The organism is Roseococcus microcysteis, from assembly GCF_014764365.1.
GTDB lineage: Bacteria > Pseudomonadota > Alphaproteobacteria > Acetobacterales > Acetobacteraceae > Roseococcus > Roseococcus microcysteis.
The window spans coordinates 2281655-2305597 of sequence record NZ_CP061718.1 but is presented as its reverse complement, the minus strand read 5'-3'; the positions used below and the strand labels follow the sequence as shown (position 1 = coordinate 2305597).

General features: G+C 67.0%; 22 protein-coding genes and 1 pseudogene. 14 read left to right on the top strand and 9 right to left on the bottom strand.

Annotation, left to right across the window (positions count from 1 at the left end):
* Positions 1-255: 255 nt before the first annotated feature.
* Positions 256-1305, bottom strand: a complete 1050-nt coding sequence (locus tag ICW72_RS11145) for a hypothetical protein (RefSeq protein ID WP_191082771.1) — start codon at positions 1303-1305, stop codon at positions 256-258.
* A 238-nt stretch (positions 1306-1543) separates the two neighbouring features.
* Here ICW72_RS11145 and ICW72_RS11140 point away from each other — a divergent pair, with 238 nt between their 5' ends.
* From ICW72_RS11140 to ICW72_RS11130, 3 genes are read left to right on the top strand one after another with little or no spacing between them, the layout of a single operon-like run.
* Positions 1544-2872, top strand: coding sequence for a hypothetical protein (locus ICW72_RS11140; protein WP_191082770.1), 1329 nt, complete (start codon positions 1544-1546; stop codon positions 2870-2872).
* A complete protein-coding gene (locus tag ICW72_RS11135) occupies positions 2859-3992 on the top strand; it encodes an AAA family ATPase (RefSeq protein WP_191082769.1) in 1134 nt (377 codons plus the stop codon). Before ICW72_RS11140 ends, ICW72_RS11135 begins: the two co-directional genes overlap by 14 nt.
* Entirely contained in the window at positions 3989-5272 is a 1284-nt protein-coding gene (locus ICW72_RS11130; RefSeq protein WP_191082768.1) for a hypothetical protein, read from the top strand. Before ICW72_RS11135 ends, ICW72_RS11130 begins: the two co-directional genes overlap by 4 nt.
* Here ICW72_RS11130 and ICW72_RS11125 read toward each other — a convergent pair.
* The 7 genes from ICW72_RS11125 to ICW72_RS11095 form a co-directional block, all read right to left on the bottom strand.
* On the bottom strand, positions 5178-6461 hold the full coding sequence (locus tag ICW72_RS11125) for a DNA-methyltransferase (protein WP_191082767.1): 1284 nt from the start codon (positions 6459-6461) through the stop codon (positions 5178-5180). The two genes, ICW72_RS11130 and ICW72_RS11125, sit on opposite strands and share 95 nt — an antisense overlap.
* A 133-nt stretch (positions 6462-6594) precedes the next feature.
* Positions 6595-6984, bottom strand: a complete 390-nt coding sequence (locus ICW72_RS11120; RefSeq protein ID WP_191082766.1) for a hypothetical protein — start codon at positions 6982-6984, stop codon at positions 6595-6597.
* Entirely contained in the window at positions 6981-8333 is a 1353-nt protein-coding gene (locus tag ICW72_RS11115) for a recombinase family protein (RefSeq protein WP_191082765.1), read from the bottom strand. Before ICW72_RS11115 ends, ICW72_RS11120 begins: the two co-directional genes overlap by 4 nt.
* Positions 8330-8827 (bottom strand): DUF2924 domain-containing protein, encoded by a 498-nt coding sequence (locus ICW72_RS11110; RefSeq protein WP_223880540.1) that lies wholly within the window; start codon positions 8825-8827, stop codon positions 8330-8332. Before ICW72_RS11110 ends, ICW72_RS11115 begins: the two co-directional genes overlap by 4 nt.
* 249 nt (positions 8828-9076) lie before the next feature.
* Complete coding sequence (locus tag ICW72_RS11105) at positions 9077-9700, bottom strand: hypothetical protein (RefSeq protein WP_191082764.1); 624 nt, start codon at positions 9698-9700, stop codon at positions 9077-9079.
* A gap of 68 nt (positions 9701-9768) precedes the next feature.
* Positions 9769-10050 carry a helix-turn-helix domain-containing protein gene (locus ICW72_RS11100; protein WP_111470928.1) on the bottom strand — a complete coding sequence of 94 codons (282 nt, stop codon included), beginning with the start codon at positions 10048-10050 and terminating at the stop codon, positions 9769-9771.
* On the bottom strand, positions 10047-10781 hold the full coding sequence (locus ICW72_RS11095) for an ImmA/IrrE family metallo-endopeptidase (protein ID WP_191082763.1): 735 nt from the start codon (positions 10779-10781) through the stop codon (positions 10047-10049). The genes ICW72_RS11100 and ICW72_RS11095 overlap by 4 nt, the downstream gene beginning before the upstream one ends.
* A 297-nt stretch (positions 10782-11078) precedes the next feature.
* On the opposite strand from ICW72_RS11095, the gene ICW72_RS11090 reads away from it, so the two are divergent.
* From ICW72_RS11090 to ICW72_RS11060, 7 genes are all read left to right on the top strand, one after another.
* Positions 11079-11654 carry a sigma factor gene (locus ICW72_RS11090; protein ID WP_191082762.1) on the top strand — a complete coding sequence of 192 codons (576 nt, stop codon included), beginning with the start codon at positions 11079-11081 and terminating at the stop codon, positions 11652-11654.
* A 33-nt stretch (positions 11655-11687) separates the two neighbouring features.
* Positions 11688-12029, top strand: a complete 342-nt coding sequence (locus tag ICW72_RS11085; RefSeq protein ID WP_191082761.1) for a hypothetical protein — start codon at positions 11688-11690, stop codon at positions 12027-12029.
* Positions 12029-12571, top strand: a complete 543-nt coding sequence (locus ICW72_RS11080) for a hypothetical protein (protein WP_191082760.1) — start codon at positions 12029-12031, stop codon at positions 12569-12571. Before ICW72_RS11085 ends, ICW72_RS11080 begins: the two co-directional genes overlap by 1 nt.
* Positions 12571-13413, top strand: coding sequence for an ATP-binding protein (locus tag ICW72_RS11075; RefSeq protein WP_191082759.1), 843 nt, complete (start codon positions 12571-12573; stop codon positions 13411-13413). The genes ICW72_RS11080 and ICW72_RS11075 overlap by 1 nt, the downstream gene beginning before the upstream one ends.
* 35 nt (positions 13414-13448) lie before the next feature.
* Positions 13449-14165 (top strand): hypothetical protein, encoded by a 717-nt coding sequence (locus tag ICW72_RS11070; protein ID WP_332308901.1) that lies wholly within the window; start codon positions 13449-13451, stop codon positions 14163-14165.
* A 7-nt stretch (positions 14166-14172) separates the two neighbouring features.
* Positions 14173-14628: a DUF6511 domain-containing protein gene (locus ICW72_RS11065; protein ID WP_223880539.1), complete on the top strand. Its 456-nt coding sequence runs from the start codon at positions 14173-14175 to the stop codon at positions 14626-14628.
* 377 nt (positions 14629-15005) lie between these two features.
* The gene (locus ICW72_RS11060) at positions 15006-15785 is read left to right on the top strand and encodes a hypothetical protein (protein WP_223880538.1); all 780 of its coding nucleotides are present in this window, start codon (positions 15006-15008) and stop codon (positions 15783-15785) included.
* Between the two features lie 108 nt (positions 15786-15893).
* Here ICW72_RS11060 and ICW72_RS11055 read toward each other — a convergent pair.
* A pseudogene (locus ICW72_RS11055) lies at positions 15894-16734 on the bottom strand (IS5 family transposase).
* A gap of 72 nt (positions 16735-16806) precedes the next feature.
* On the opposite strand from ICW72_RS11055, the gene ICW72_RS11050 reads away from it, so the two are divergent.
* From ICW72_RS11050 to ICW72_RS11035, 4 genes are all read left to right on the top strand, one after another.
* Positions 16807-17505 (top strand): hypothetical protein, encoded by a 699-nt coding sequence (locus tag ICW72_RS11050; protein ID WP_191082757.1) that lies wholly within the window; start codon positions 16807-16809, stop codon positions 17503-17505.
* Positions 17502-18794 (top strand): ATP-dependent DNA helicase, encoded by a 1293-nt coding sequence (locus tag ICW72_RS11045; RefSeq protein ID WP_191082756.1) that lies wholly within the window; start codon positions 17502-17504, stop codon positions 18792-18794. The genes ICW72_RS11050 and ICW72_RS11045 overlap by 4 nt, the downstream gene beginning before the upstream one ends.
* A 689-nt stretch (positions 18795-19483) precedes the next feature.
* Positions 19484-20692, top strand: a complete 1209-nt coding sequence (locus ICW72_RS11040; RefSeq protein WP_191082755.1) for an IS256 family transposase — start codon at positions 19484-19486, stop codon at positions 20690-20692.
* A 366-nt stretch (positions 20693-21058) separates the two neighbouring features.
* Positions 21059-23908, top strand: a complete 2850-nt coding sequence (locus ICW72_RS11035) for a DUF7146 domain-containing protein (protein ID WP_223880537.1) — start codon at positions 21059-21061, stop codon at positions 23906-23908.
* The last annotated feature ends 35 nt before the right edge of the window (positions 23909-23943 follow it).

Sequence of the window (23943 nt, the reverse complement as noted above, 5' to 3'; positions counted from 1 at the left end):
GAGAACGCAACGAACCGGGAAATCGCTCTCCGCAGCCGGGAAAGTCTCCGAAGCTTGGGGGTAGGACGATTTAGCCCTCAAGCCCTAACCAACTGATTTTGCGTCTTTGATGCTCCTTGAAGCTTGGTGGCATTCAGCAAGTCGACTGCCCGGCAAAGGCAACCGGAACCAGAAAACCTTTCGTGACGCCAAGCTGATCGTCGCCCAGGTAACTCGCAACACCCTCAGCGATGGTCCCAAAGACCGGGCCGAACCTCAGAAAAGCATTTTGAACCAGTTAGTTATGCTGCTGAGAGCGCTGCCAATCTGCTGGTGGAGAGCTGCGCCTCCACCGACGACGGCAGTGGCGACGATCTCCGCCGCTTTATCATGAGCCTTGTCTTTCACGCGCTTTCCGAAGTCCGCGACGCCGCCGCCTGCTGCGCGAAGCTTGCGGGCCATACCGGCAAGAATCGTCGTCCGCCGCGCAACTTCGGCGACGTCGGGTTTGGCCTTGGCAACCTCCACCGCGATCGTGCGCGAGGCATCCCTGGCCTCTAGGATCGGAGACACCTGATCGGCTTCAATAGGCTCAGGCGGTTGATTGTGGCCGATCTTCGCGGGAGCCAGTGCGGAGAGCCGTTCCTCGATCGCCGCAAGACGCTCAATGATCGTCTGCCTCTGCGCGATCTCATTCAGGTCCCCAAACCTAGGCTTGCGACCCGCCTCAAGTTCGACGAGCGCTCGCTGTGCTTCCTCCGAGACCAGCACGTCGGCCTCAGGAGCGGGGTCGAGGGCGCGCCTAAGCTCCTCGATCTGGCGGGCGGCGCTCGCCTTGTTGTGCAAAAGCTCGAGACGTTCAACGTAGTCCCCGAGCAGGTCCGGCCGCACGGCAATGGCGACTTCGTCGCGGCGACGCATATGCATCGCAGCGCCAACCTCCCCGGCCCGAAGGAGCGCCGCCTGCCCAATCTGCATTGAAGGCGAGGAACCGAGGCGGCCGGCGTGCCGTGTCACGTCGAAGGCGGCATAGACGCCGAACTTACTGCTCCAACCGAGCACAAGAGTCTTCTCGCCGTCTTCCAGCCTAAACTGTGCCACGTCGCTCGTGATCTGGATTCGGTGCTCGTGACTGGGCCTGGCCCGCCCCCCGCCGTGCGAGACGGCCCAGATGTAGACGCAAGTGATAATGTCGGTGGTGCCCCGACGCATACGGAGCCGCATCGGGTGCTGGCCTGCCTTGGACAGGACGGCGACCTCCCAGCCGGCGGAGCGAATTGCCTCCACGGCGTCCTGGAGCAGGGTCTTCTTGCTAATTCGAGGCATCGATTTGGGGTCTGCCGAAGTGAAGAGAGCACACGGGCGGTCTTGCCACCCCCCAAGCTTATGACAAAGGGTGTAGTAGAGACGGAACGAATTTTCACAGAGGGTCAGCCGGATGGCAAGTTGGAGGGGGAACCCAGAGGTAGGCGCCGTCCTCAATGCCTCGGCAGCATGGCGAAGCCGCTGCTTTGAGGACGACGGCTCGATTCTCGGGGACGAGCGGCTCTGGACCGCCGATAACTTGACAGCGCTGAGGGATTTGTTCCGCGCGAATCCGATCATTGGGGCGGATCGGTCGTTCTTCGACAAGCTGCGTGAGCAACTCGTCGGCGCGCCACCGCATTTGAGCCACCTCGCCGCCGAGGTTGTCTGGCTGCTGCTCCTGTTCCCCCACAACTCAAAATATGGAGCCGAGCGAAAGGCCGAGCGGGTCATGGAGGTCTGGGCGTTCCCGGGCTCCGGCGTCACACCCCATCTCGACGAAGCCGCGCTCATGGGCGTCGGCAAGCCGGGCCCCGCCTACCTTGCGCGGTTTCCGGACGAGTTCGGTTTCCTGCTCGACGCGATGGCCGCCTGGAAGACGCGGCCAGAGGCTGACCGGGTCGCACTCCTCAGCGACGCGGAGGCGCCTTGGCGATTCGCGGAGTGGTTGGCGACGGTTCCCGGGTCAGACAGGCGCCCAGTTCGTCATGCGCTTCTCTTCTTGCTGTTCCCTGACCACTTCGAGCCCATCGTCAGCGGCGAGCACAAGCGCCAGATCGTTGCAGCGTTCCGGACCGAGATCCCGGCCGCCGCGCGGCCACGTGGTACTCGGCCTGGGCTCCTGGACTGCGACAAGGCGCTCTATGCGTTGCGGCAGGTTCTGGAAGCCGCCAGCCCAGGCGCGCAGGTCAACTTCCACCGTCCGCCCTTCTCGCAGCGTTGGCAGTCCGGGGTACGCGACGAGGCGCGCTCACTCATCGCCAGCGAATTGACGCGTGTACTCGGGGAGCACGGCCTGGAGCTCCACCTCTGCGGATCCAAGAAGCGCACGCTGGCCGACTGCGGTGAGGTGAATGAGGGCACGGGGTTCTGGGCTAAGCCTACGGACGCGACGAATAAGCCGCTGCGCTGGATCGTCCACATAGCGGTACACGACGGCGGGGTTGTTGCGAGCCTCGCTGGCCAGCACGGGGATCAACGGATTGCATTCGCCAACACGAAGGGTGGCGTGAGCGGCATGGTTCTGACGCGGGTCGTGCCGGCGATCCGGCTCGACGATGGTACCTTCGCCTTCCAAGAGACCTGGGAGTGGATGCTCCTACTTGGCTTCCTGCCCGCCCTGCCCCCCGGATCCTCAGGGCAGATGCTCGGCGACTTCGACCCGGTGAGTGGCCGGCTCGATTACATCGGCAAGCCGAGACCTTACGTTGCCGCGGCGCTCGTGTCGCTGAGTGAGGGCGACGACGTCTTCGAGCATCCGAAGCTTGCACGGCCCATCACCTATGCCGAGGCGACGGCGGCGGTGTCGGCTCTTGTGCAGGTGGATCCCGTCTTCGGCTGGCCGGAGCGCGCTGATGCCGCCGCGTAGCATTCCGGTCTACGAAGGTCTCGAGGAGGAGGAGCGTGCGCGCCTCGTTCGCGACGTCGCCGCCGCCTTCGCCCAAGCTGCCGCGGCTGCCCCTCGACCGGCGGATGCGGTAGACGGCGAGGAGGACGATCCGGCCGAAGACGAGCCAGTACCACTGCGCGAAGTGCCAGAGTTGGCGAAGCTTCTCGGGATCGACCCCGCCGTCTACCGGCAGATCAACGCGGCCCTTCGCGCGGGCAAGCGCCACCTCATGCTCTACGGCCCGCCCGGGACGGGGAAGACCGAGCTCGCGCAGCATATCGCCGGAGTACTCTCCGGCAGCGGCTGGCGGATGGTGACCGGCTCGGCCGACTGGAGTTCGCAGGACATCATCGGCGGTTACCAGCCGCTTGGCGAGGGGAAGGTGGGATTCGTGCCGGGCATCCTCCTGCAGAACTTCCACAGGCCGCTGGTAATCGACGAACTCAACCGGTGCGACGTGGACAAGGTGCTAGGGCCACTCTTTACCGTGCTCAGTGGCCAGCCGACGACGCTTCCCTACCGCACCGACGCCGCCGACCCAGCGAGCCCGACGCACGTCATACTTCCGCGCCCCAAGCCGGGGGCGGCGACACACGAACACGCACCAGGTGATGGTTGGCGCCTGATTGCCACTATCAATACCTTGGACAAGGCCTCACTCTACCAAATGAGCTTCGCGCTGGCGCGACGCTTCGGTTGGATCTTCGTGGACGCGCCGCGCGATACACGCGCCTTCCTCTCGGAGTTCCTCGTGCGCGAGGGTCTCGCAGCGACAGAGCCGGCCGCAGGCGCGCCCCTCCCGCTTGCGGCAGTCTGGGACGCTGTCAACGCAGTGCGCGCCGTGGGCGCAGCGCCAATAATCGATGCGATCCGAACGGTCCGCGGGATCGCAGAGGACCTGGACTTCGCCGCGGCACCGACCGCATCAGAGCACCAGCAGGCCTATCTCGACGCCTTCTCGCTCTACCTGCTGCCGATGATGGACGGTATCTCCCGGCAGGAAGCCGCCGGTATCGCCAGTGCTGTGGCAGACGCACTTGCGTTGCCAGCGGGGGAACGCGTTGAATTGGAGCGGCGGCTATTCGCTGTGGCGATGTGACCGGAGCCGAGGCGACGATCGACAACTACATTCTCGGCGTTCTTCTGCGTTACTACCGCAGCGGCGTCGCCGTGGTGCCCGGCCCAGACGCCGACGTGCGCCGACTCGACGACCTGGACCATATCCGCATGCGTTGGGCCGTCTCAGCTCCAGTGCGCGCGTTGATACATCGGCTGGTGAGCCACCCTCATGAGTTGCGGTCAGTGCTCGCCACGTCGCCGCGGACTGAGGATGGTCAGGTTCGCGGCCGCTTGGACGCGAGGGCCACCCTGGTTCGCCGCCTCGTCACCGGTCACCCGACGTTGATGGTGGGACATGAGCCAGTTCGGAACTTCGCCTCGGGCCCAAATCGCGTTCTCCTCTGGGTCTTAGGAGCGGCGCGTCGGGGCGCAGCGCGCTTCGTTGCAATGGCGCCGGAGGGATCACCGCAGCGCCCGCGAGCGATGGAGGTGTCGGGCGAGATTGAGGCCGTCGCACGGTCGGCGCACGTCCGCGCTGCCGGCACGGCCTTTGTCGATGGCCGCCGTCCGGGGGGCGCCGCGGTGGTGGAGGCGGCGCGGTCGCGTCTGCCACTCTACGTGGCGGCCGCTGAGGCCTACAGGGTCCTGATCAAGGCGGAGTCGGGCGACCCTGACGCGCTGAGGGCCGTTCTGGCCGACACGTTGATTGGCCCGACCGAGGCATGGCGCCGCTTCGAGCTTGCGGTTGCGCTCGCAGCAGCCGAAGCGCTGGGCGTGGCGTCCAGGACTAGGCCGGCGCTGGACCTCCTCGCCGGAGGGGACCGGCGGATAGCGCGTATAGGTCGGTTCTCAGTGCACTGGCAGTCGCTCACGGAGGCACACCAGACACCGCTCCCTGAGCCTTCAGAGGCCGCCATCGCTGGGATCTTAGGCGCCTACGGATTTCGTGCATCTTCCGACCGGCCCGACGTCGTTGTGCTCGATGACGACAGCGGCGAGGCCGTGGCTGTGCTGGAGGCGAAGTTCTTCGTTTTAGGCGACAGCGCCGATGCCTTTCGTGACGCTGTTTCGCAGGTCGTCCGCTACGCGCGCGGCTATCGTGAGCCGAGCGCGTTGGATGATCTCCTCGGAACCTCGGTGGTGGCACTCTTAGACCGGAGCGGGCTCGCTCCGCTGCCAGCGCCGCACCCGGATGGCATGCCCTGGCTGGTCGACCTGGCAGGCCTCACTCGGCAGGGATTAGAAGGGTGGGCTGCTCGCTGCGTCGGCGCTTCGGCGTCAGCCGCGGCGGCGGATCGGACATCGGCGGCAGCGGCGTAGGCCGCGATCTGCCTCCGTCGGCGTGGAGGGGCACCTTCGCCTCGTCCACTGGCAGGCGGCAGGGCGGCGCCAGGGAGTAGGTGACCTCCTTCGCCGACTGCCGCGGGCTGTCACCAAAGCGTGCCGCAGCCCCCTTCAGATAGTCTTCCTCCAACTCGCAGCAGACCCATTTGCGGCCTAGCCGCTCTGCGACGGCGCCGGTGACGCAGGATCCCCCAAAGGGATCGACCACGAGGTCGCCTGGCTCGGTGAGGAAGCGGATAAAATACTCGGGCAGGGCGTCCGGAAAGCGCGCTGGATGAATCGGCAGGTTATTGCGGCGACAGAAGTCCTGATACTGGCCGTTGGACTCTGTGTTCGCGATGGCGAGCAGGTTCGGCGGCACGGCACCGCCGTTGTCGCGGCCAAACTTCTCCGAAATGTCCCAGCCTGAGGGCCGGAGCTTCGGGGTGTAGCCGTCCCGTAGCAGGGTCCGCATCGAGGGGCTGTAGGGCGCGAGGACGCGACGGTTGTTGGCCTTGGGCCAAGGCGTCGGCGATAGCCACCAAACCGTGTTGACGGCATCTTTTACTCGAACGCGACGAATGTTGACCCATTCCGCGGGGCTCGGCAGCTTGGACGGATTCCACCAATAGTGCTCTTGGCACAGGTGGAAGCCGTACTCTTCGCAAAGCATCACGAGCAATTGGAAATGGTAGAGCGAACGCGTTGGTGTGCCTGGCTTCCAAGCGCCGCCAATGTCGATCACAAGACTTCCAGTGTCCTTTAGGACGCGCCGGAAACCTTCTGCGAATGGGCGAAACCAGTCGCAGTATCGGTGCGCATCCTCGTTCCCGTAATCCTTCTTCTTGACTAACCCGAAGGGTGGGGAAGTTACAATCAGGTCCACGGATTTGGGTTTGGCGCCGCCAAACAAATAGCAGCGCGCGTCGCCGTGCATTGCCTGTCCAAAATCGGTATCGAGGTGGCGACGCATATTGCTAAACGGAAAATCACGCGGATTAACTGCCGCTTTACCTTCCTTGCTGCCATTGGCCTTCAGCGCTTCGTCATGAAGGTGGCGAACGTATTCACTTAGGCTCGCAAAACCCCTGGCCGCGCTGGCGGCCTCCATCTCTGTCCATTCACTCGGGGTCAGCCGCACGCTGGCGACCTTGGCGCGTGGTTCTTTAGCCTTGGGTCGCGGCATGCCTCCTGGTCTCCCTGTACCGTGTGACACTACCCTACTAGCTCCCTTCGAAATGTATGACAACAATGGAGAGGCCTGCCGACAAGAAAATCTGACCCTCTCTCGAGGTCCGTCCCGTGCCGGGCCTAGATCGTCAGCAACGCGAATGGAGCGCTTGGCGTTGAATTTCCCACGAAAATAGGGAATTTCTGATTATCGAAGAGAGTTGCAGATCCTTCGGGTGCCTACCGTTCAGGACCGCTTCAACGAGGTCGGGCGCCAGGAGCGTCAGGCGCAGCAGGCTGCCAAGGTAGCCACGCTCGATTCGCTCCGCCTCTGCCATCTCGCTGATTGACGCGTAGCGCCCCTGATCGAGCATCCGCTGGTACCGAAACGCCCTGGCCACAGCCTTCACCAGCGCCGGGTCGGCGCGCGTCGTGATAGGCGCCACGCCATCGGTCATCGGCGTCACGACGGTCTTCCTGCCGGGCCGGTGTCGAATGGCCAGCGGCACCCGGACCGTGATGCTGGTCGCGGTCGTCATGCTGCCGCCATCAGGGCGCTCGGTGAGATGGCCGTGAGATCGCGGACGAGGCCGCCGAGCCCGTCCAGCCGCAGCCGAATGTCTGCGCCGGCCGGGCCGACCACCACCCGCTCCACCAGCGACCGCACGATGCGCGCCTGCTCCGCCGGGAACAGGTGCTCCCACAGCGGATCAAGTCGATGCAGCGCATCCTGGACCTCGCCCTCGGTCAGGTCCGGTGCCTCCCTGCGCGCCGCCCGCCAGGTGCCGACCACGATCTCCGGCTGGCGCAGCACCGCCCGCACCTGGTCCACCACCGCCACCTCGATCTCCGCCGCAGACACCCGGCGCACGATGCTGTCGTCGCCGGCGGCATCGCCCTTCAGCACGCGCTGCGCCACGTAGTAGCGATAGAGCCGGCCGTTCTTCCTGGCGTGCGTCGGCGACAGCGACCGTCCATCCACCCCAAAGATCAGCCCCTTCAGCAGCGCCGGCGTCTGTGACCGGTTCTGGTTCGCGCGCACCCGCGGGCTGATCTGCAGCACGGCGTGCGCGCGATCCCACAGTTCCCGCGGCACGATCCCCTGGTGCTCGCCGGGATAGATGTTTCCCTTGTGCGCCGCCTCGCCGACATAGGTCCGGTTGTTGAGCAGCTTGTAGACGTCGCCCTTGTCCAGCGGCCGGCCCACCTTGCTGGTGAGCCCCTCCTCACGAAGGCGCTTCACCGTCTCCATGCCCGATCCCGTCTCGGCGAAAATCTCGAACACGCGGCGCACGCGCGGGGCTTCGTCCTCATTCACGATTAGCTTGCGCGCAACCACGTCGTAGCCGAGCGGCACCTTCCCTCCCATCCACATGCCGCGGGCGCGGGAGGCTGCGAATTTGTCCCGGATTCGCTCCCCAATGACCTCGCGCTCGAACTGCGCGAAGCTGAGCAGGATGTTCAGCGTCAGCCGGCCCATGCTGGTGGTCGTGTTGAAGGACTGCGTGACGGACACGAAGGTCACGCCATGCGCGTCCATCACCTCCACCAGCTTGGCGAAATCCATCAGCGAGCGGCTGAGGCGATCAATTTTGTAGACTACGATCACGTCGACCAGGTCGGCCTGAATGTCGCGCAGCAGGCGTTGCAGCGCCGGTCGTTCCAGCGTGCCGCCGGAGAAGCCGCCATCGTCGTAGCGGTCGCGCACCAGCACCCACCCCTCGGCACGCTGGCTGGTGATGTACGCCTCGCAGGCGTCACGCTGCGCGTCGAGGGTGTTGAATTCCTTCTCCAGGCCCTCGTCTGTAGACTTCCGGGTGTAGACGGCGCAGCGCAGCTTCTTCGTGGTGGCCGGCATGGCCGGCTCGATGCGAGCGCGGCGGGTCATGCGTCGCCCCGCGCGCGCAGCCCAAAGAATGTCCAGCCGTTCCACCGCGTGCCGGTGATGTGGCGAGCGATGGCGGACAGGGACTGGTAGGGCCGCCCCTCGAATTCGAAGTCGTTGACGCGCACGGTGACCACGTGCTGGACGCCCTGCCATTCCCGAATGAGGCGCGTGCCGGCCAGCGGCCGGCTGTCGGCACGAATGCGGCGCAGGACGACGTTGCCGCCATCCAATTGCTCGCCCAGCGCCACCAGTCGGTCGACGGTCTCGGGCTTCAGCCCGCCATAGGCGAGTTCCTGGATGCGATAGGCCAGCCGGCTCTGGATGTAGGTCCGGTTCCAGGGCGGCGGCTCCTTGCCGAACAGTTCCCGCCATTGGTCCTTCAGCGTGGCGGTGGGCGCCGCCTGTAGCGCGGCGAGCCGACTCAGCACCTGCGTCGGCGGGATCTTCGGGATGGTGGGCGCCGGCGCGGCCGCGGCGGTGGATCGTCTGGTCATGCGAGTCCCTTCCTGTTGGGGTTCGCATGCAGGCGCTGCTTGGCGGTGGAGTGTAGGGGAACGTCTCCCACCCCCCGAGCTATCTCGGCATCGCGCGCTTCATCCTCGGCAGCGCGGCTGCGCAGCCGCAGCAGGCCACGTGCCAGGATGCCGCAGACCTCACGAAGGTGCGGCGGGAGGTGAGCGTTCAGTCCCACAGGCGATGGCTTCATACTTAGCCCTACCCGCCGCGACGGCGATCCGTCCCAATCAGGCGCGGCGGCGTTCCAACTGGGGCGCAATACGCCGCCAGGGTTGGCTCAGTTTCTTCTTGATCGTGCTGGAGTCCGGATGCTCGCCACGATCAGCGAACCACCCCTCCATGCGGCGCACGTATTCCGCCAGCGTGGCCGGCGGCCCGTCCTGGAACATGCTGACCAGTGCCTCGGCCCAGAAGGCGTCCCAGTCATACCGCGGTGCTGCGCCACGCGCGGCTGGTGGCGGCGCCACGGCAGCGGCTCCGCTGCTGGCCGTCGCCACACCCACCTCCTGCTCCGCCTCGAAGCGCAAACGTTCGGCATGCCGGACGACCAACCGTTCGCGCGAAACCACGATCATGCCCGCGTCATCGCCGCGCGCTTCAATACTGATGTAGCGACCTGGCTCTGCCTTGAAGCTGCTGATCGTCTCGGACCCGTTCATGAGGGTGGCCCAGGCCTGCGACTGGTGGAGATCTGCGGCGCCCGAGAGGTAGCTGCGCTCGTCCGGGATGTGGCACCAGTCCCGATCATTCACGTCCTCGATGCTGCCCTTCTCGACAGCGAGGCCCGCGACGACGACGGAGAGTGTGAGCTCATTGGCCGCGACGAAATTCGCCACGTCCAATTCCGTCACGCCCCAACGCTCACAGATCTCGGCCAGCCCATAGCAGGGCTTCCTTACAATTCGGCCGCCCACGACATTCATCCCTTCCCGACAAAGCGCAACCGCCGATACGCTTGCACAACCTTGGCCATATCCTTCCGCATGTCGGGCGGCAGTCGCTGCGCTTCGACGAACAGATCATCCATCCGCACGCCGAGAATGGCGGCGGCGCGCTCTATCAGCTCGTCGCGGGGCGGATTCTCCTGGTCGCGCTCAATGCGCGACCAATAGGCCGCCGAGATTTCCAATCGCTCCGCGAAATCGTTCAACCCGATGCCGAGCGCAGTCCGTCGCTCGCGGATGACCGATCCAAAGCTCACCGTTGCTCTCCTTGAACCAGGCCGTAGCGGCTCAGCCGTACGGCGATAAAGCGCTCCGATACGCCGAAGTCGCCCGCCAGAGCGGCAACCACGCCCTCGATCACCTCGGGCGGGTTGTCGGCCGCCAGGACGCGACAACCCTGCCGTCCCCGATGCGGCGCATGCACCGTGCGGAGCCGCTCGGACCGCGCGTGCGCCAGCATGCGCAGATGGAGCTGCACCGGCGGTGCCAGCAGCGCCCCCATGAACTCATTCGCCCTGCGCTCGGAGGCCGCGGTGGTCCGATCGAGCAGCGCGCTCGGGCCGGCCGTCACCGCGCGGTAGCGCCGTGTCGGTTCGCCGAGCGCCACTGGCACGTCGAACAGCACGTGGCCCAGCTCATGCGCCGCGGTGCTGATCGCGAGGTCCGGCCGGCCGGCCACCATGCGCGCATTCACCGAGACCAGCGCCGTGCCCGGCATGTCAGGATCCGTCTCGCACACGCCGAGCACCGCCTCTCCGGAGCCATCATGCACTGGATGGTCGAGCTCCCAGGCGACCAGGATGGCGCGCCCATTCGCCGACACCGTCCGCGTGGCGGCGACCAGTGCGGCGAGCGGCAGCGCGAATCCACCAGGCTCCGTCATGGCCTGGCGGCGCACCTGCGCGGCGACCGCCCAGAGGGTCTGGGCCGACAATGGCCGAGGCGCGCCCGAGGCGGCGTGATGCGGGTACTCGACGGTGATGGACATGCCGGGATCATGACGAATTGCTGTGCGATTGGTCAACAGCATTGTTCCCCTCTTGTTCGTCTATCCCCGATATCCACAGGCGACCGGCTGAGGGAGCGGTTCCCGCATGGGTGGGGCGGAAATCGCTGGGCTATCTATCTGATTTCGGACGAAATCGGCCATAAGTCTCTGAATTAGCAATGGGGAATAAATCCCAGGCTACTTCAATTCCCCATTGCGCCCCATTCCGCCTCTCCGCCCTGGCAGGTCGTGTGGTTGCTTCTGGACGTCATAGCCGTCTCGCAGGAGCCACGCCCGATGCCCGCCCAGCTTTCCCTCGCCGATCTCGACGTCGTTCACCCGCTCGCCGAGCGCTACGCGCGGCGCCTCTGCCGCACCCTCGGGCGGCCCAGCCATGAGCGGGAGGACATGGAGCAGGACATGCTGCTCGACCTCCTGGCGCGGTTGCCCGGCTTCGATCCGGCGCGTGGGACGTTGGCGGCCTTCGCCACGGTCTGCTTCCAGCACCGCGCATCCCGTCTCGCCACACGCCTTCGCCGCGAGAAGCGCGAACGGCACGAGGCGTCGCTGGATGACGCGGTGTCTGGCCAGGAGGAGGACCTGACGCTCGCCGACATCATCCCCGAATCGGAGGGGTATGCGGCGTGGTGCGGCCAGCAGACCGACGCGGTGGTCGCGCTGGAGCGCCGCCTCGACCTGGATCGCGCCGGCGCCGTGCTGGACCAGCGCGACCACAGCATCTGCGCAGCCCTGACGCAGTGCACGCCGCACGAACTCGGCCAGCAGGGCCCGATGCCGCGCTCGGTTCTGTACCGCCGCATCCGCGAAATGCGCCTGCGGTTGCTCGCCGGCGGCATCGCCGCGGCGGCCTGAGACGCATCGGCGAGGGGCTGGGTAGGGCTAAGTATGGACACCAACATCACCGACATCCGCGCAGTGTCGAAGCCTCTCACCGAGGCGTCGCTCTGCACCTGGCTGGGCGCCGCGGCCCCCGGCGACAGCATCACCTATCACCGCGGCGCGCTCGCCCGGCAGGTCTGCCCGCAGTTGCGGTGCCTGCCCGAGCAGGAGCGCACCGCGCTGCAGCGCCTGGCAGCCCGCGCCTGGAAGCTCGCCGAGCTCGGCCTGGCCGATATCGTGCAGCGCCGCCACGGCTACGAGGACTACGCCTACATCCTCGTCGCCCGCCGCCGGCCGCGTCGCTATGCGTCGTCCATCCTGCCGCTGCTGCTCGCGGAGGCCGCGTGATGGACGCGCCCCGCACCAACCGCCCCACGCTCGATGCGCTGCGCCACATGCCGGTGAGCGACGTCATCGCGCTTCCCGCCGAGCATCTCGCGCTGCTGCAGACCGATGCGCGCGAGGCGCTGGATGCCGCCAAGCGCATGCAGGACTGGATCGAGGCCGCGATCGCGCTCCGCTACGAACAGCGCGCCGTCGGCGCCCGTGCTGCGGCCGGCAAGGATACCGGCACGGTCCGGTTCCAGGACGGCGCCGTGGAGATCGCGGTCGACCTGCCGAAGCGGGTGGAATGGGATCAGGCGCGGCTCGCCGCGCTGTCAGAGCAGATCCGCGCCGGCGGCGAGGATCCCGGCCAGTATGTCGAGGTCAGCTTCAAGGTCTCGGAGCGCGCCTATACCGCCTGGCCGGAGCGCATTCGCGCCGCCTTCGAGCCGGCCCGCACCGTGCGCACAGGTCGCGCCACCTATCGCCTCGCCATCATGTCGGAGACCGCGCGGCGGGACAGCCCACATGCCGCCGGCACCATCCCGATGCAGGGAGGTCGCTGATGGCGCTCCGCATCGTCACGGCCGACGACCGGCTTTCCGCCGCCGCGAACAAGACCACCATGGTCATCGTCGGCGAGAGCGGGTCGGGCAAGACCACGCTCGTCAAGGTACTGCCCGCCGTCGAGACGGCCTTCCTCGACCTCGAGGCCGGCATGAAGTCGGTCCAGGACTGGCGCGGCGACAGCATCCCCGTGCGCTGCTTCGAGGACATGGTGGTTCTCACCTCCCTGATCGGCGGCCCGAACCCCGCTGCCCCGCCCACCGCCTTCTTCTCGAACGAGCACTACGCCCATTATGCCGCACAGCATCCCGACCTCGTCGCGATGCTCGCCCGCAAGTCGATCATCTTCGTCGACAGCATCACCGATCTGACGCGCCAGGCCATGGTCTGGGCGAAGAAGCAGCCCGAGGCCTTCTCCGACAAGACCGGTAAGCCGGACACCCGCGGCGCCTATGGCCTGCTCGGGCGCGAGGTCATTGGCTTGCTGAAGCACCTCCAGCACGCACCGGGCAAGACCGTGATCCTGGTCGGCATCCTGGAGAAGCACACCGACGACTTCGGCCGCGTCACCTGGCAGCCGCAGATGGAGGGCGGCAAGGCCGGCCGCGAACTCCCCGGCATCGTCGATCAGGTCATCACCCTCTCGCTGTTCTCTCGCGATGGCGACGGCGCGCTGGTCCACGACCCTCAGCGCGGCACGGAACGCCGGCTGGTCTGCCAGGCGAGCAACCGCTTCGGGCTGCCGGCCAAGGACCGCTCCGGCCGCCTCGATGAGACCGAGCCGCCGGATCTGCTCGCGCTGCTCCGCAAGATCAACGCGCCCGCCCCATCCCCCGCCTGACCCGAACCCGAGAGGCACACCGATCGATGTACGACATGAACGACGCCGAACTGCCGCGTGGCTCCGACCTCATCCCGGACGGCACCTTTGCCAAGGTGACCATGGTGATCCGCCCTGGCGGGGTGGACGGTCAAGGCGAGGCGGACCGCGGCCTCCTGAAGGCATCCCGTGGCGGCGGCGACACCGCCATGGTCGACGGCGAATTCACCGTCGCTGCCGGCCCGCACATCCGCCGCAAGTTCTGGCAGACCTTCACGGTGGTCGGCGGCAAGGTCGACGAGCACGGCGTGTCCATCGCCTGGAAGATCTCGAAGGGGACCTTCCGCGCCATGATCGACAGCGCGCTCGGCCTCGACCCGCAGGATATGAGTGAGGCCGCAAAGGCGAAGCGGGTCCTGCGGGGGTTGTCCGACCTGTCGGGCATCACCTTCGCCGCCAAGATCCGCGTCGAGCCGGCGAACGACCCTCGCTACAGCGACAGCAACCGCCTCGACCGCGTGGTGCTGCCGGGCGAGCCCGAATACGCACGCATCATGGCGGGCGAGTCGGTGCCGGCTTCGCCCAGCGGCCAGCGCGCGGCGAAACCTGCCGCTGCTCCCGGGCCCGCCGCCCCCGCCTGGGCCAGCGCGGCAGCGTCGCAGGCCGCCGCCCCAGCGTCGCCTTCCTGGGCCGCACCGGCGGCTACGCCAGCCGCCCCGCCCCCACGTTCGGCACCCCCCGCCGCCGGTGGCCCGGCCTGGCTGAACGGATGATGCGCCGATGGTCCGTCGCCGCTGGACGCGGCCGGCGCAGCCGCGTGCTGCGGCCAAGTCCCTGCCACCGCCGCGCGGCTGCTCGCCCGATGATCAGGTGCGTCGCCTCACATGCGCGCTCTGCAGCCGGGAGGCGAAGGGCTTCGGCTACATCCACGAGATGCGGCTGGGCGAGTTTCCCCATCACCGCTTCTGCTCAATGCGGTGCTGCGAGGCAGGCGGCGCGATGGCCCGCAGGGCCCATGGCGTGATCGACAAAACGCAGATGGAGGAGCGCGCGGTGAAGGACGCGCGCCGGCCTCTCGCCGAGGTGCTGGTGGAGCTGAACCTCATGGCGCCGTTCCACGACCGCAGTGCGATGGAGATCGACCGCATCATCGAGGCCTGCGTCGACGGCTTCCAGGCATCCATGCAGCGCCAGGCCGCCGAGCGGGATCCGCTCGACGACCCGATTCCATTTTGACCCCTCAAGCAGAAGGCAACCATCGATGACGTGTGTACCCGATAATCCCGACGCATTGCTTCGGCGCGAGCTTACGGCCGCGGCACTCACTGAACTTGGCTATCCGGTTTCGCCACGCACTCTCGCCACCAAAGCCACGCGCGGCGGCGGCCCGCCCTACTCGATGTTTGCCGCTCGCGCGCTCTACCGCTGGGGCGATGCTCTGGAATGGGCTCGCAGTAAAACGACCCAGCCCTTGCGCTCGGCGCGCGGCACCGCGGCTGGCGAGAGAAGCGAGTGATGGGCACCGCCGTGATCACCCCGTCGCATATTCACGGCGCATCGATCGTCATCGCGACAAGCTGCCGCACGTCCCCGCCGGCCGGGCGTGCGGGTCAATGATCGATCTGAACCACGGCTCCGGCCTCGTCTACGGAGGGCAAAGCATGGCCCTCTGCGACGCCCCAGCGGTCACCGCCCGCATCAACGCGCATGTCGATGCGGCGCTGGTCGCGCGCAATCAGCAACAGCGCCCCCGCGACTATCTTGGCGGCAGCCGCATCGGCGAGGCCTGCGGGCGAAAGCTGGTCTACGAGGTAGCCCACGCGCCGAAGGATGCCGGCCGGGACTTCGACGGTGGCATCCTGCGCATCTTCGATGCGGGGCACCAGTTCGAAACGCTGTCCATCCGCTGGCTCCGCCAGGCGGGCTTTGATCTGCGCGATCGTGGCGCCGATGGCGAGCAATTCGGCTTTGCCGCCGCGGGCGGAAAGCTGCGTGGCCATGCCGATGGCGTCATCGTGGCCGGCCCCGATGTCGGCATCCGCTGGCCTTCCCTGTGGGAGCACAAGGCACTCGGTCAGAAATCATGGACCGACCTGGTCAAGCACGGCCTGCGTCAGTCCAAGCCGATCTACTTCGCCCAGGTGCAGCTCTACATGGCCTACCTCGAGCTCGAGGTCGCGCTGCTCACCGCGCTGAACCGCGACACGCTGGCGCTGCACCACGAGGCGGTGCCCTTCGATGCAGCCGAGGCGCAGCGCCTGTCCGACCGCGCCGTCGACATTCTGCGCGCGGCTGAGTCCGGCGAATTGCCGCCGCGGATCGCAGCGCATTCCGATTTCTACCTCTGCCGCTTTTGTCCCTACGCGGCTCGCTGCTGGGAGAATGCCCGATGACGCCTGCCACCTCCTCGCGCATGATGCCCCTTGCCTTCAGCTTGAAGCGTCATGTCCTTCGTCATGCACATCGCTTTTGGTGTGACAGCCCATCCGGGAAGTTTGCTTTCACGCTGAGCGTCTTGGGGCCAGACGCCGAAGCATGATGCGGATCATGGCCATGCGCACGAAGGCGGCAGCGATACGGCAGTGGCGCTCGAAATCGCGGGCCAGCCGTCGGTTGCGGCTGATCCAGCCGATGGTGCGCTCCACGATCCAGCGCTTCGGCAGCACGACGAATTTGTGCCTGTCGCAGCGGCGGACGATCTCCATCTTCCACAATCCGGTGCGGGCAACGACAGCAGCCATCTTCGGCCCCCATAGCCCGCATCGCCGATGATGCGCTCGACAAAGGGGAACAGCCTGCGCGCCTGGCGCAGCAGCGGCTCGGCGCCGTCGCGGTCTTGCACGCTGGCTGGGTGAACAACCACACCGAGCAGCAAGCCCAGCGTATCGGTCAGCAGGTGACGCTTGCGGCCGACGATCTTCTTGCCCGCGTCATAGCCGGACGGATCAAGCGTAGAGCCCCCTTTTGCGCCGCCTTTGCCGTCTGGCTGTCGATGATCGCCGTCGTAGGGCTGGCCTCACGGCCTGCCTGCTCGCGCACCGCGACAAAGAGCACGTGGTGCAGGCGCTCGATGGTCCCTTCCCACTCCCAGCGCGAGAAGTAGTCCCACACCGTGCTCTTCGGCGGCAGGTCCTTCGGCAGCGCGCTCCACTGGCAGCCGGTCGAGAGCACATAGAACACCGCGTTCAGCACCTCGCGCACATCCACCCTGCGCGGCCTGCCTCCGTGCTTCGCGGGTCGGATCAGCGGCGCCACCAGCGCCCATTCCGCATCCGTCAGGTCAGAGGGGTAACGCAGCCCGCGCCGATCCGCCGCACGTCGATGCTCCGCCGTCCACGCCATCCGTCTGCTCCCGCGAACCGTCCGTAGGACCAGAGAATCACATCCGATTCAGACGATTCAATTCCTTTCCGGATGGGCTCTGAGATCGATGCCAAGGCGGTCGCTACCGCCCCGATCTACATCTTTCCAGATAGTCGCCGCTTCAACTCGGACGATGTTGAGCGGCTCGCCACCAGCAACCTGGGCGGCACGCTCAAGCTGCCGCACCCGCACTGCATCTTTGAACTTCAGGATCCTGATGAGCCGGAGGCATGTCTCGCCTCCTATGCACGTGCCACCGAGGCAGGCGTCGATAGCTGCCTGTTCCGCTTTCTCCCAGAGCGGAATTGCTGGAGCGACCTGATGGCCGCAGTGGAATTCCTGCCCAACGGTCTGGCCGAAGTCATGGGCCACCCGAAGGAGCAGGACCCGAACCACTACGCGCCGACCTTTGAAGCCGCGACCTCCATGGTCTGGCGCGCGCTCGGACTACTCTCCATCCCCACCCCGCTGGCCGAACATCAACTCTCGCCACTGCGTCGGCGATCCTTTGCGAAGGATGGCGTGCGCGGATGGAACTATCGTGTCGCCGACATCCAGCCACACATCATCGCATCCGCGCTGGCTGAGCGCAGCGGCTCACATGCCTCACCCCGCTGGCACATTCGCCGCGGGCACTGGCGTACGCTGGCTGATGGTCGCCGCGTCTTCGTCCGCGAATGCGAGGTCGGCGATATCGCGCGTGGTGGCGTGATCAAGGATTACCAGGTGAATGGCGGGGAGCTCGTATGAGCTTCACCCCATCTCCCCAACAAGCAGACGCCATCCGCGCCATCGTGGATTGGTTCCAGAACCGCACGCAGCAGCAGCAGGTGTTCCGGCTGTTCGGCTATGCCGGCAGCGGCAAGAGCACCGTCATCACCTACGCCATTCAGGCGATCGGCATCGACGTGGCAGCCGGCGATGACGAGGAGGATGCGGCGCGCCGTCGCATCCTCTTCGCGGCTTTCACCGGCAAGGCGGCGCTGGTGATGACCCGCAAGGGCACGCCTGCCTCCACCATCCACTCCCTCATCTATCGCGTCTCTGAGGCGACGCCCGAGGAAATCGACCGCGTCGAGCGGGACCTCCTCGACCTGCAGCGTGGCCTCGGCCGCATGGCACCTGCCGAACGCGCCTTCGCGGAGATGCAGATCAGCAAGCTGCAGCTTCGCCTGGCGGATATCCACAAGCCGACTTTTCTGCTGAACGAGCAATCGCTCGTGCGTGATGCCGACCTCATCGTGCTGGACGAGGTGTCGATGGTCGGGCCGGAGATGGCCGCCGATCTGCTGGCCTTCGGCAAACCCATCCTGGTGCTGGGCGATCCCGGGCAGCTGCCCCCCATCAAGGGCACCGGCGCCTTCACCGAGGCAAAGCCGGATATCATGCTCACCGAGATTCATCGCCAGGCCGGCGAGAGCGCCATCATCCGCCTCGCCACCATGGCGCGGCAGGGCATCGACATCCCGCCCGGCGAGCATGATGCGCATGTCTGGAAGCTGCCGCGCAATGCGGTGCGGCCCGAGCAAATGCTGCGCGGTGGCCAGGTCATCTGCGGCCGCAACGACACGCGGCGCTGGCTCAACAGCCAGATCAAGCAGGCCGCTGGCTTTCCGGCACCCTATCCCGCGGGTCAGGACGAGAAGCTCATCTGCCTCAAGAACCGCCACGACCTGAGCCTGGTCAACGGCATGTTCCTGTCGCTGGCGGAGATCCGACACGAGAGCGACCTCGCCTTTTCGGCCACGATCACCACGGAGGATGGCGTCGCCATTTCCGGCCGGCATCGCTTCTACAAGGGCCATTATGACGATCACGTCCGCTACGACCGGGAGCGTCTGACCCGCGACTATCGTGAAATGCGCGGGTTGATCGAAAGCAGCTGGGGCTATGCCATCACGTGTCACAAGGCCCAAGGAAGCCAGTTTCCCACCGTCGTAGTGTTTGACGATGGCCTCAGTCGCACCGCTGAGGATCGCAACCGCTGGCTCTACACCGCCATCACGCGGGCAGAGTGGGGGCTGGTGATCGTCGAATGAGGATCCTGGGCTCCAACATAAAGGAGTTGCACCCAGGCGATCGCGTTGGTCGCTGGACGCTACTCACCCCGCTTCCGTGCGAGGCGCGCCTGTCGACACGCTCGCGCCCGCGCTGGCTTTGCAAATGCGCATGCGGCGCTGAGAAGCAGGTACTCTCGCAGAGCCTGCGACTGGCCTTGACCGCCCCAGTCGGCGGAAGCCGGAGCTGTGGCTGCTTCGCCCACGACTGCTCGACGAGGCACGGGAGCGCCTCCGGAAAGATGCCAACCGCCGAGTATTTGGCTTGGAGCGCGGCGAAGAAGCGATGCGGCAATCCAGGGAATGCCTCCTTCCGCCACTATGGCGGCCGCGGCATTCGCGTATGCCCCGATTGGGCATCCAGCTTCGAGGCATTCCTCCGAGACATGGGGCCACGGCCCAGCCCACGTCATAGCCTCGACCGCATTGACCCGGGCGGCGACTACGAGCCCGGTAACTGCCGGTGGGCACCACCAAACGTACAGGCACGAAATCGGCGCTGCGTGCGATGGTACGCATTCGAAGGGGACCGACTGCTCCTGGCCGAACGGTAGCGTCCGTGGAGGTGGTGGAAATTCCGGTTTCGGCCGGGGTGTAGGGCTGGGGTGGCCATCGGCTCTGGCGGCTAGGGTGGAGTTGCGAGCTCCCACCTCTGACCGACCGAGGACCCGATGACCGACGACAGACTGCCACTGGCCGATCTCCTGGCGAAAGCCGGAGACGGTGATTTCCTTCGCAGCGTCGCCGAGGCGGTGCTGCAGATGCTGATGGAGGCCGATGTGGAGGGCCTGATCGGCGCCGGGCGGCACGAGCGCACCGGCGAGCGGCTGAACTATCGCAACGGCTTCCGCGACCGCACGCTGGACACGCGGCTGGGGTCGCTGCAGCTACGGATCCCGAAGCTCCGGCAGGGCAGCTACTTCCCGCCCTTCCTGGAGCCGCGGAAGACCTCGGAGAAGGCCCTGGTGGCGGTGATCCAGGAAGCCTGGATCGGCGGGGTTTCCACCCGGCGCGTCGACGACCTGGTGCAGGCGATGGGCCTGTCCGGCATCTCGAAATCCACCGTCTCGAAGCTGTGCAAGGACATCGATGAGCGGGTCGGCGCCTTCCTCGACCGGCCGCTATCCGGCGAGTGGCCGTATCTGTGGCTGGACGCCACCTACCTGCGCCAGCGCGAGGGCGGCCGCATCGTCTCCGTCGCCGCCATAGTCGCCGTGGCCTGTGATGCCGAGGGGCGGCGCGAGATCATCGGCCTGCACATCGGCCCCTCCGAGGCCGAGACCTTCTGGGCCGCCTTCCTCAAGAGCCTGGTCAAGCGCGGCCTGAAGGGCGTGAAGCTGGTCGTCTCCGACGCTCATGAAGGGCTGAAGGCCGCGATCGCCCGCGTCCTCGGCGCCACCTGGCAGCGCTGCCGCGTGCACTGGATGCGCAACGCGCTCGCCCATGTCGGCAAGGCCCAGCAGTCCATGGCCTCCGCTGCCTTGCGCCAGGCCTTCCTCCAGCCCGACCAGGCCAGCGCCCGGCAGACTTGGCGTCATGTCGCCGACCAGCTCCGCCCCCGCTGGCCGAAGCTCGGCAAGCTGATGGACGACAGCGACGACGACGTGCTCGCCTACATGGCGTTCCCGGCCCAGCACAGGACCAAGCTGCATTCCACGAACCCGCTGGAGCGACTGAACAAGGAGGTGAAGCGCCGCGCCGACGTGGTCGGCATCTTTCCCTCCGAAGCCTCAATCATCCGCCTGATCGGCGCCGTCCTGCTCGAGGCCAATGACGAATGGCAGATGCAGCACCGCTACATGGGTGTGGAGGCCATGGGCGAGATGCTCAACCCGCCACCCACCAACGAAACCCTGCAACTTCCACCCAAGGCCGCCTGAGCCGTGGCCACCTCAAGCACATCACCATTTTCCACCACGTTGACGGACGTGACCGGCCGAACTGGCGGCGCGGCTCGGCATTGCGCGGGACCAAGCGCGCTCTCTGGAGCGTCATGGCCGTCTGCCAGCATGGCGAATCCGGGGCGCAACATGGATTGCTGCGGACGCATTAGCGGGACCGCGGATTGATTTTAATGACGCGCCTGCACGGTCAGTGGCGGCGGAGGACAGCGCATGCGCCGCATTGACGCATTGCGGAGCTGTCGCAACATGATTGACCTGAACGACGCCACGCCGCCGGCACCGTCCTTCCGCTACGACCTGGACGCCATTGGTGCCCGCCTGCGCGACAGCGCCCATGCCTGGGTGCCGGGGCTCTTTCCCAATGGGCGGCGCCAGGGCGATGAATGGCGGCTGGCCAACATCCAGGGCGCGCCGCCGCGCCAATCCGGGTCCTGCGTGATCATGCTGGCCGGCGACCATGCCGGCGATTGGCACGACTTCGACGGCGCCCAGGGCGGCGGGCCATTCAGCACGCTGGAGCACGGCACCGGCCTTTCGGGGCGGCTGCTGTTTGCCGAGGCTGCGGCGCGTGTCGGTTGGACGGGCGAGGCGCCGACGCGGCAGGACCCGCCGCCAGCGCGCAAGCCAGAGCGCGACATGACGCACGAAATCGGCTTCGTGCGGGAGCACGCGGTGCCGATCGCCGGCACGCCCGCCGATCACTACCTCCAGGGCCGTGGCCTGACTGTGCCGCCCGATACCGACCTGCTGTTCCACTCCGATCTGACGAACTTCGAGACCAAGGCCGGCTACCTGGCGATGATCGGCTTGGTCCGCGACGTCGCCGGCGAGGTGATCGCGCTCCATCGCACCTATCTGCAGCAGGATGGCGACACTGTCCGCAAGGCCGATGTCCCCAAGCCGCGCATGATGATGGGCAAGGTCGGTGGTGGCGCGGTGCGCCTGGCGCCGATCGGCGCGCTTGGCGTGCTTGGGCTCTGCGAGGGCATCGAGACTGGCCTCGCCGTCATGGCAGCCTGCCCAGGGCTACCGGTCTGGGCCACCCTTTCCACCTCCGGCCTCGAGCAGGTGCAGCTGCCGCCCGGGGCCCAGCGCATCATCATCCTCGCCGACCATGACGCCTCCGGCGCCGGCATTCGCGCCGCGGACGCGGTGGCGGGCCGCCTTCGCCGCAACGGCATCATCGCCGCGATCGCCAGGCCGCCGCAGCAGGGCGACGACTTCAACGACATGCTGGGCCGCGATGGCCCCGAGGCCATTGCCGCCCTGGTAGACGCCGCCCTGCGCGCAGCAGCCACGCCGCCGCCGCCAGCGGAGGACGAGACCGGCCGCCACCTGCCGCTGGGCTTCCAGGAGCCGGCCGCGCCATTGCCGGTGCTGCGCGCCGATGAAGGCAATCTTCGCCGCGCCACCGACCGCGCCTGGAGCGCGATCCTCGCTTCCAACCGCATGCCCTGGCTGTTCCGGCTCGGCGGGCTGCCCAGCTGGGTCACGCCCGACGATGAGGGGCGGCCCGTCGCCGCCACGGTCTCGGAGGAGCGGCTCCGCCACATGCTGGCCAAGCTGGCGGAGTGGCGGAAGGTCAATGCCAAGGGCGACGCCATCCCCGCGCCGCCGCCCACCGGCGTGGTGAAGTCGCTGCTGGCCACCCCGGATCCCGGACTGCCCATCCTCGCCGGCATCGTCACCACGCCGGTCTTTGGGCGCGGCGGCGTGCTGCTCACCGAACCGGGCTACCACCCCGACGCCCGCCTGCTCTATCGCCCGACCACGGGCTTTCGCCTGCCAGCCATTCCCGACCGTCCATCGGCGCAGGATATCGCCGCCGCGCGCTCCCTGCTGCTGGATGATCTGCTGGGCGACTTCCCCTTCACCAGCACTGCCGAGCGCGCCCACGCCCTGTCCCTGCTGTTGCTCAGCTTCCTCCGCGCCATGATCGACGGCCCGACGCCGCTGCATCTGATCGAGAAGCCCACACCCGGCACCGGCGCCACGCTGATGGTGGACGTGATCGCCACCGTGCTCACCGGTGTCGGCGCCTCCGTCATGACTGAGGGGCGCGACGACGAGGAATGGCGCAAGCGCATCACCGCCAAGCTGCGGCAGATCCCCTCGCTGATCTTGATCGATAATCTGCGCGAGCAGCTGGACAGCTCAGCTCTCGCCGCAGCCCTGACCGCCCCCTTCTGGGAGGACCGCATTCTCGGGCAATCCGAGATGACACGGCTCCCCATCCGTTGCGCCTGGGTCGCCACCGGCAACAACCCCACCTTCTCGAACGAGATGGCGCGGCGCCTCGTCCGCATCCGGCTCGACGCGCACACCGACCAGCCCTGGCGCCGCGACACCTTCCGCCACCCCGATCTCATGGTGTGGGTGCGCGCCAACCGTGGCCGGCTGGTCGCGGCCTGCCTCACCCTATGCCAGGCATGGATCGTGGCAGGCCGGCCCCGCGGTGGCCGCAGCATCGGCAGCTACGAGATCTGGGCGCAGACGCTGGGCGGCGTGCTGGAGGTGGGCAGCATCGAGGGCTTCCTGGGCAACCTCGACGAGATGATGGCGGCGTCTGACAGCGAGGGCGGCGCGTGGAGGGCCTTCGTGCAGACCTGGTGGGACCGCTTCGGGACCGCGGAGGTCAGCGCCAGCGATCTCTTCGGGCACGCCAAGATGGCCGATCCGCCTCTGCCGATCAGCGCGAAGGATGAAAACGGACAGCGCGTTCGCCTCGGTCGGGCACTGAGCAAAATGCGAGATCGGGTCTTTCAGGTCAGCGACAGGCGCGTTCGTCTCCAGGCCGGCGGTGCCTCGCACAACGCCCAGCGGTGGCGCCTGACACCGTCTCAGGAAAGCAACACCGGAAAATCCTCCCCTTCCTCCCCGGTCGGACCGCAGGCGGGGAGGATTGGTGAGGGTCGGGGAGGATTCTCCGACAATCCTAACCTAGCAACGATCCAGGTTTTTCCTGGGCCGGGGGAGGATGGGGAGGAAGGGGAGGATTTTTCCTCCCCCTACACATGCGCGCACGCGCACACACACATGAAGCCAGGGTCCGGAATTTCCTCCCCTTCCTCCCCATCCTCCCCGAACCCTGATTCTACCTCGGTTTTTCGAGGGGAGGATCGCGGGGAGGATGCGGCGCAACCCTCCCCATCCTCCCCTGGTCCCCCAGCCTGGCTGGATGACGTGCCGTGATGCGCCGTCCGCACAGCACCGGCCCGCCCAGGCGG

What these genes read in the sequence shown, in the direction of transcription:
- ICW72_RS11145 (WP_191082771.1), bottom strand. Translation starts at nt 1,305, where the DNA reads ATGCCTCGAATTAGCAAGAAGACCCTGCTCCAGGACGCCGTGGAGGCA.
- ICW72_RS11135 (WP_191082769.1), top strand. Translation starts at nt 2,859, where the DNA reads ATGCCGCCGCGTAGCATTCCGGTCTACGAAGGTCTCGAGGAGGAGGAG.
- ICW72_RS11125 (WP_191082767.1), bottom strand. Translation starts at nt 6,461, where the DNA reads ATGCCGCGACCCAAGGCTAAAGAACCACGCGCCAAGGTCGCCAGCGTG.
- ICW72_RS11120 (WP_191082766.1), bottom strand. Translation starts at nt 6,984, where the DNA reads ATGACGACCGCGACCAGCATCACGGTCCGGGTGCCGCTGGCCATTCGA.
- ICW72_RS11115 (WP_191082765.1), bottom strand. Translation starts at nt 8,333, where the DNA reads ATGACCCGCCGCGCTCGCATCGAGCCGGCCATGCCGGCCACCACGAAG.
- ICW72_RS11110 (WP_223880540.1), bottom strand. Translation starts at nt 8,827, where the DNA reads ATGACCAGACGATCCACCGCCGCGGCCGCGCCGGCGCCCACCATCCCG.
- ICW72_RS11095 (WP_191082763.1), bottom strand. Translation starts at nt 10,781, where the DNA reads ATGTCCATCACCGTCGAGTACCCGCATCACGCCGCCTCGGGCGCGCCT.
- ICW72_RS11090 (WP_191082762.1), top strand. Translation starts at nt 11,079, where the DNA reads ATGCCCGCCCAGCTTTCCCTCGCCGATCTCGACGTCGTTCACCCGCTC.
- ICW72_RS11085 (WP_191082761.1), top strand. Translation starts at nt 11,688, where the DNA reads ATGGACACCAACATCACCGACATCCGCGCAGTGTCGAAGCCTCTCACC.
- ICW72_RS11080 (WP_191082760.1), top strand. Translation starts at nt 12,029, where the DNA reads ATGGACGCGCCCCGCACCAACCGCCCCACGCTCGATGCGCTGCGCCAC.
- ICW72_RS11075 (WP_191082759.1), top strand. Translation starts at nt 12,571, where the DNA reads ATGGCGCTCCGCATCGTCACGGCCGACGACCGGCTTTCCGCCGCCGCG.
- ICW72_RS11070 (WP_332308901.1), top strand. Translation starts at nt 13,449, where the DNA reads ATGAACGACGCCGAACTGCCGCGTGGCTCCGACCTCATCCCGGACGGC.
- ICW72_RS11065 (WP_223880539.1), top strand. Translation starts at nt 14,173, where the DNA reads ATGGTCCGTCGCCGCTGGACGCGGCCGGCGCAGCCGCGTGCTGCGGCC.
- ICW72_RS11060 (WP_223880538.1), top strand. Translation starts at nt 15,006, where the DNA reads ATGATCGATCTGAACCACGGCTCCGGCCTCGTCTACGGAGGGCAAAGC.
- ICW72_RS11050 (WP_191082757.1), top strand. Translation starts at nt 16,807, where the DNA reads ATGGGCTCTGAGATCGATGCCAAGGCGGTCGCTACCGCCCCGATCTAC.
- ICW72_RS11045 (WP_191082756.1), top strand. Translation starts at nt 17,502, where the DNA reads ATGAGCTTCACCCCATCTCCCCAACAAGCAGACGCCATCCGCGCCATC.
- ICW72_RS11040 (WP_191082755.1), top strand. Translation starts at nt 19,484, where the DNA reads ATGACCGACGACAGACTGCCACTGGCCGATCTCCTGGCGAAAGCCGGA.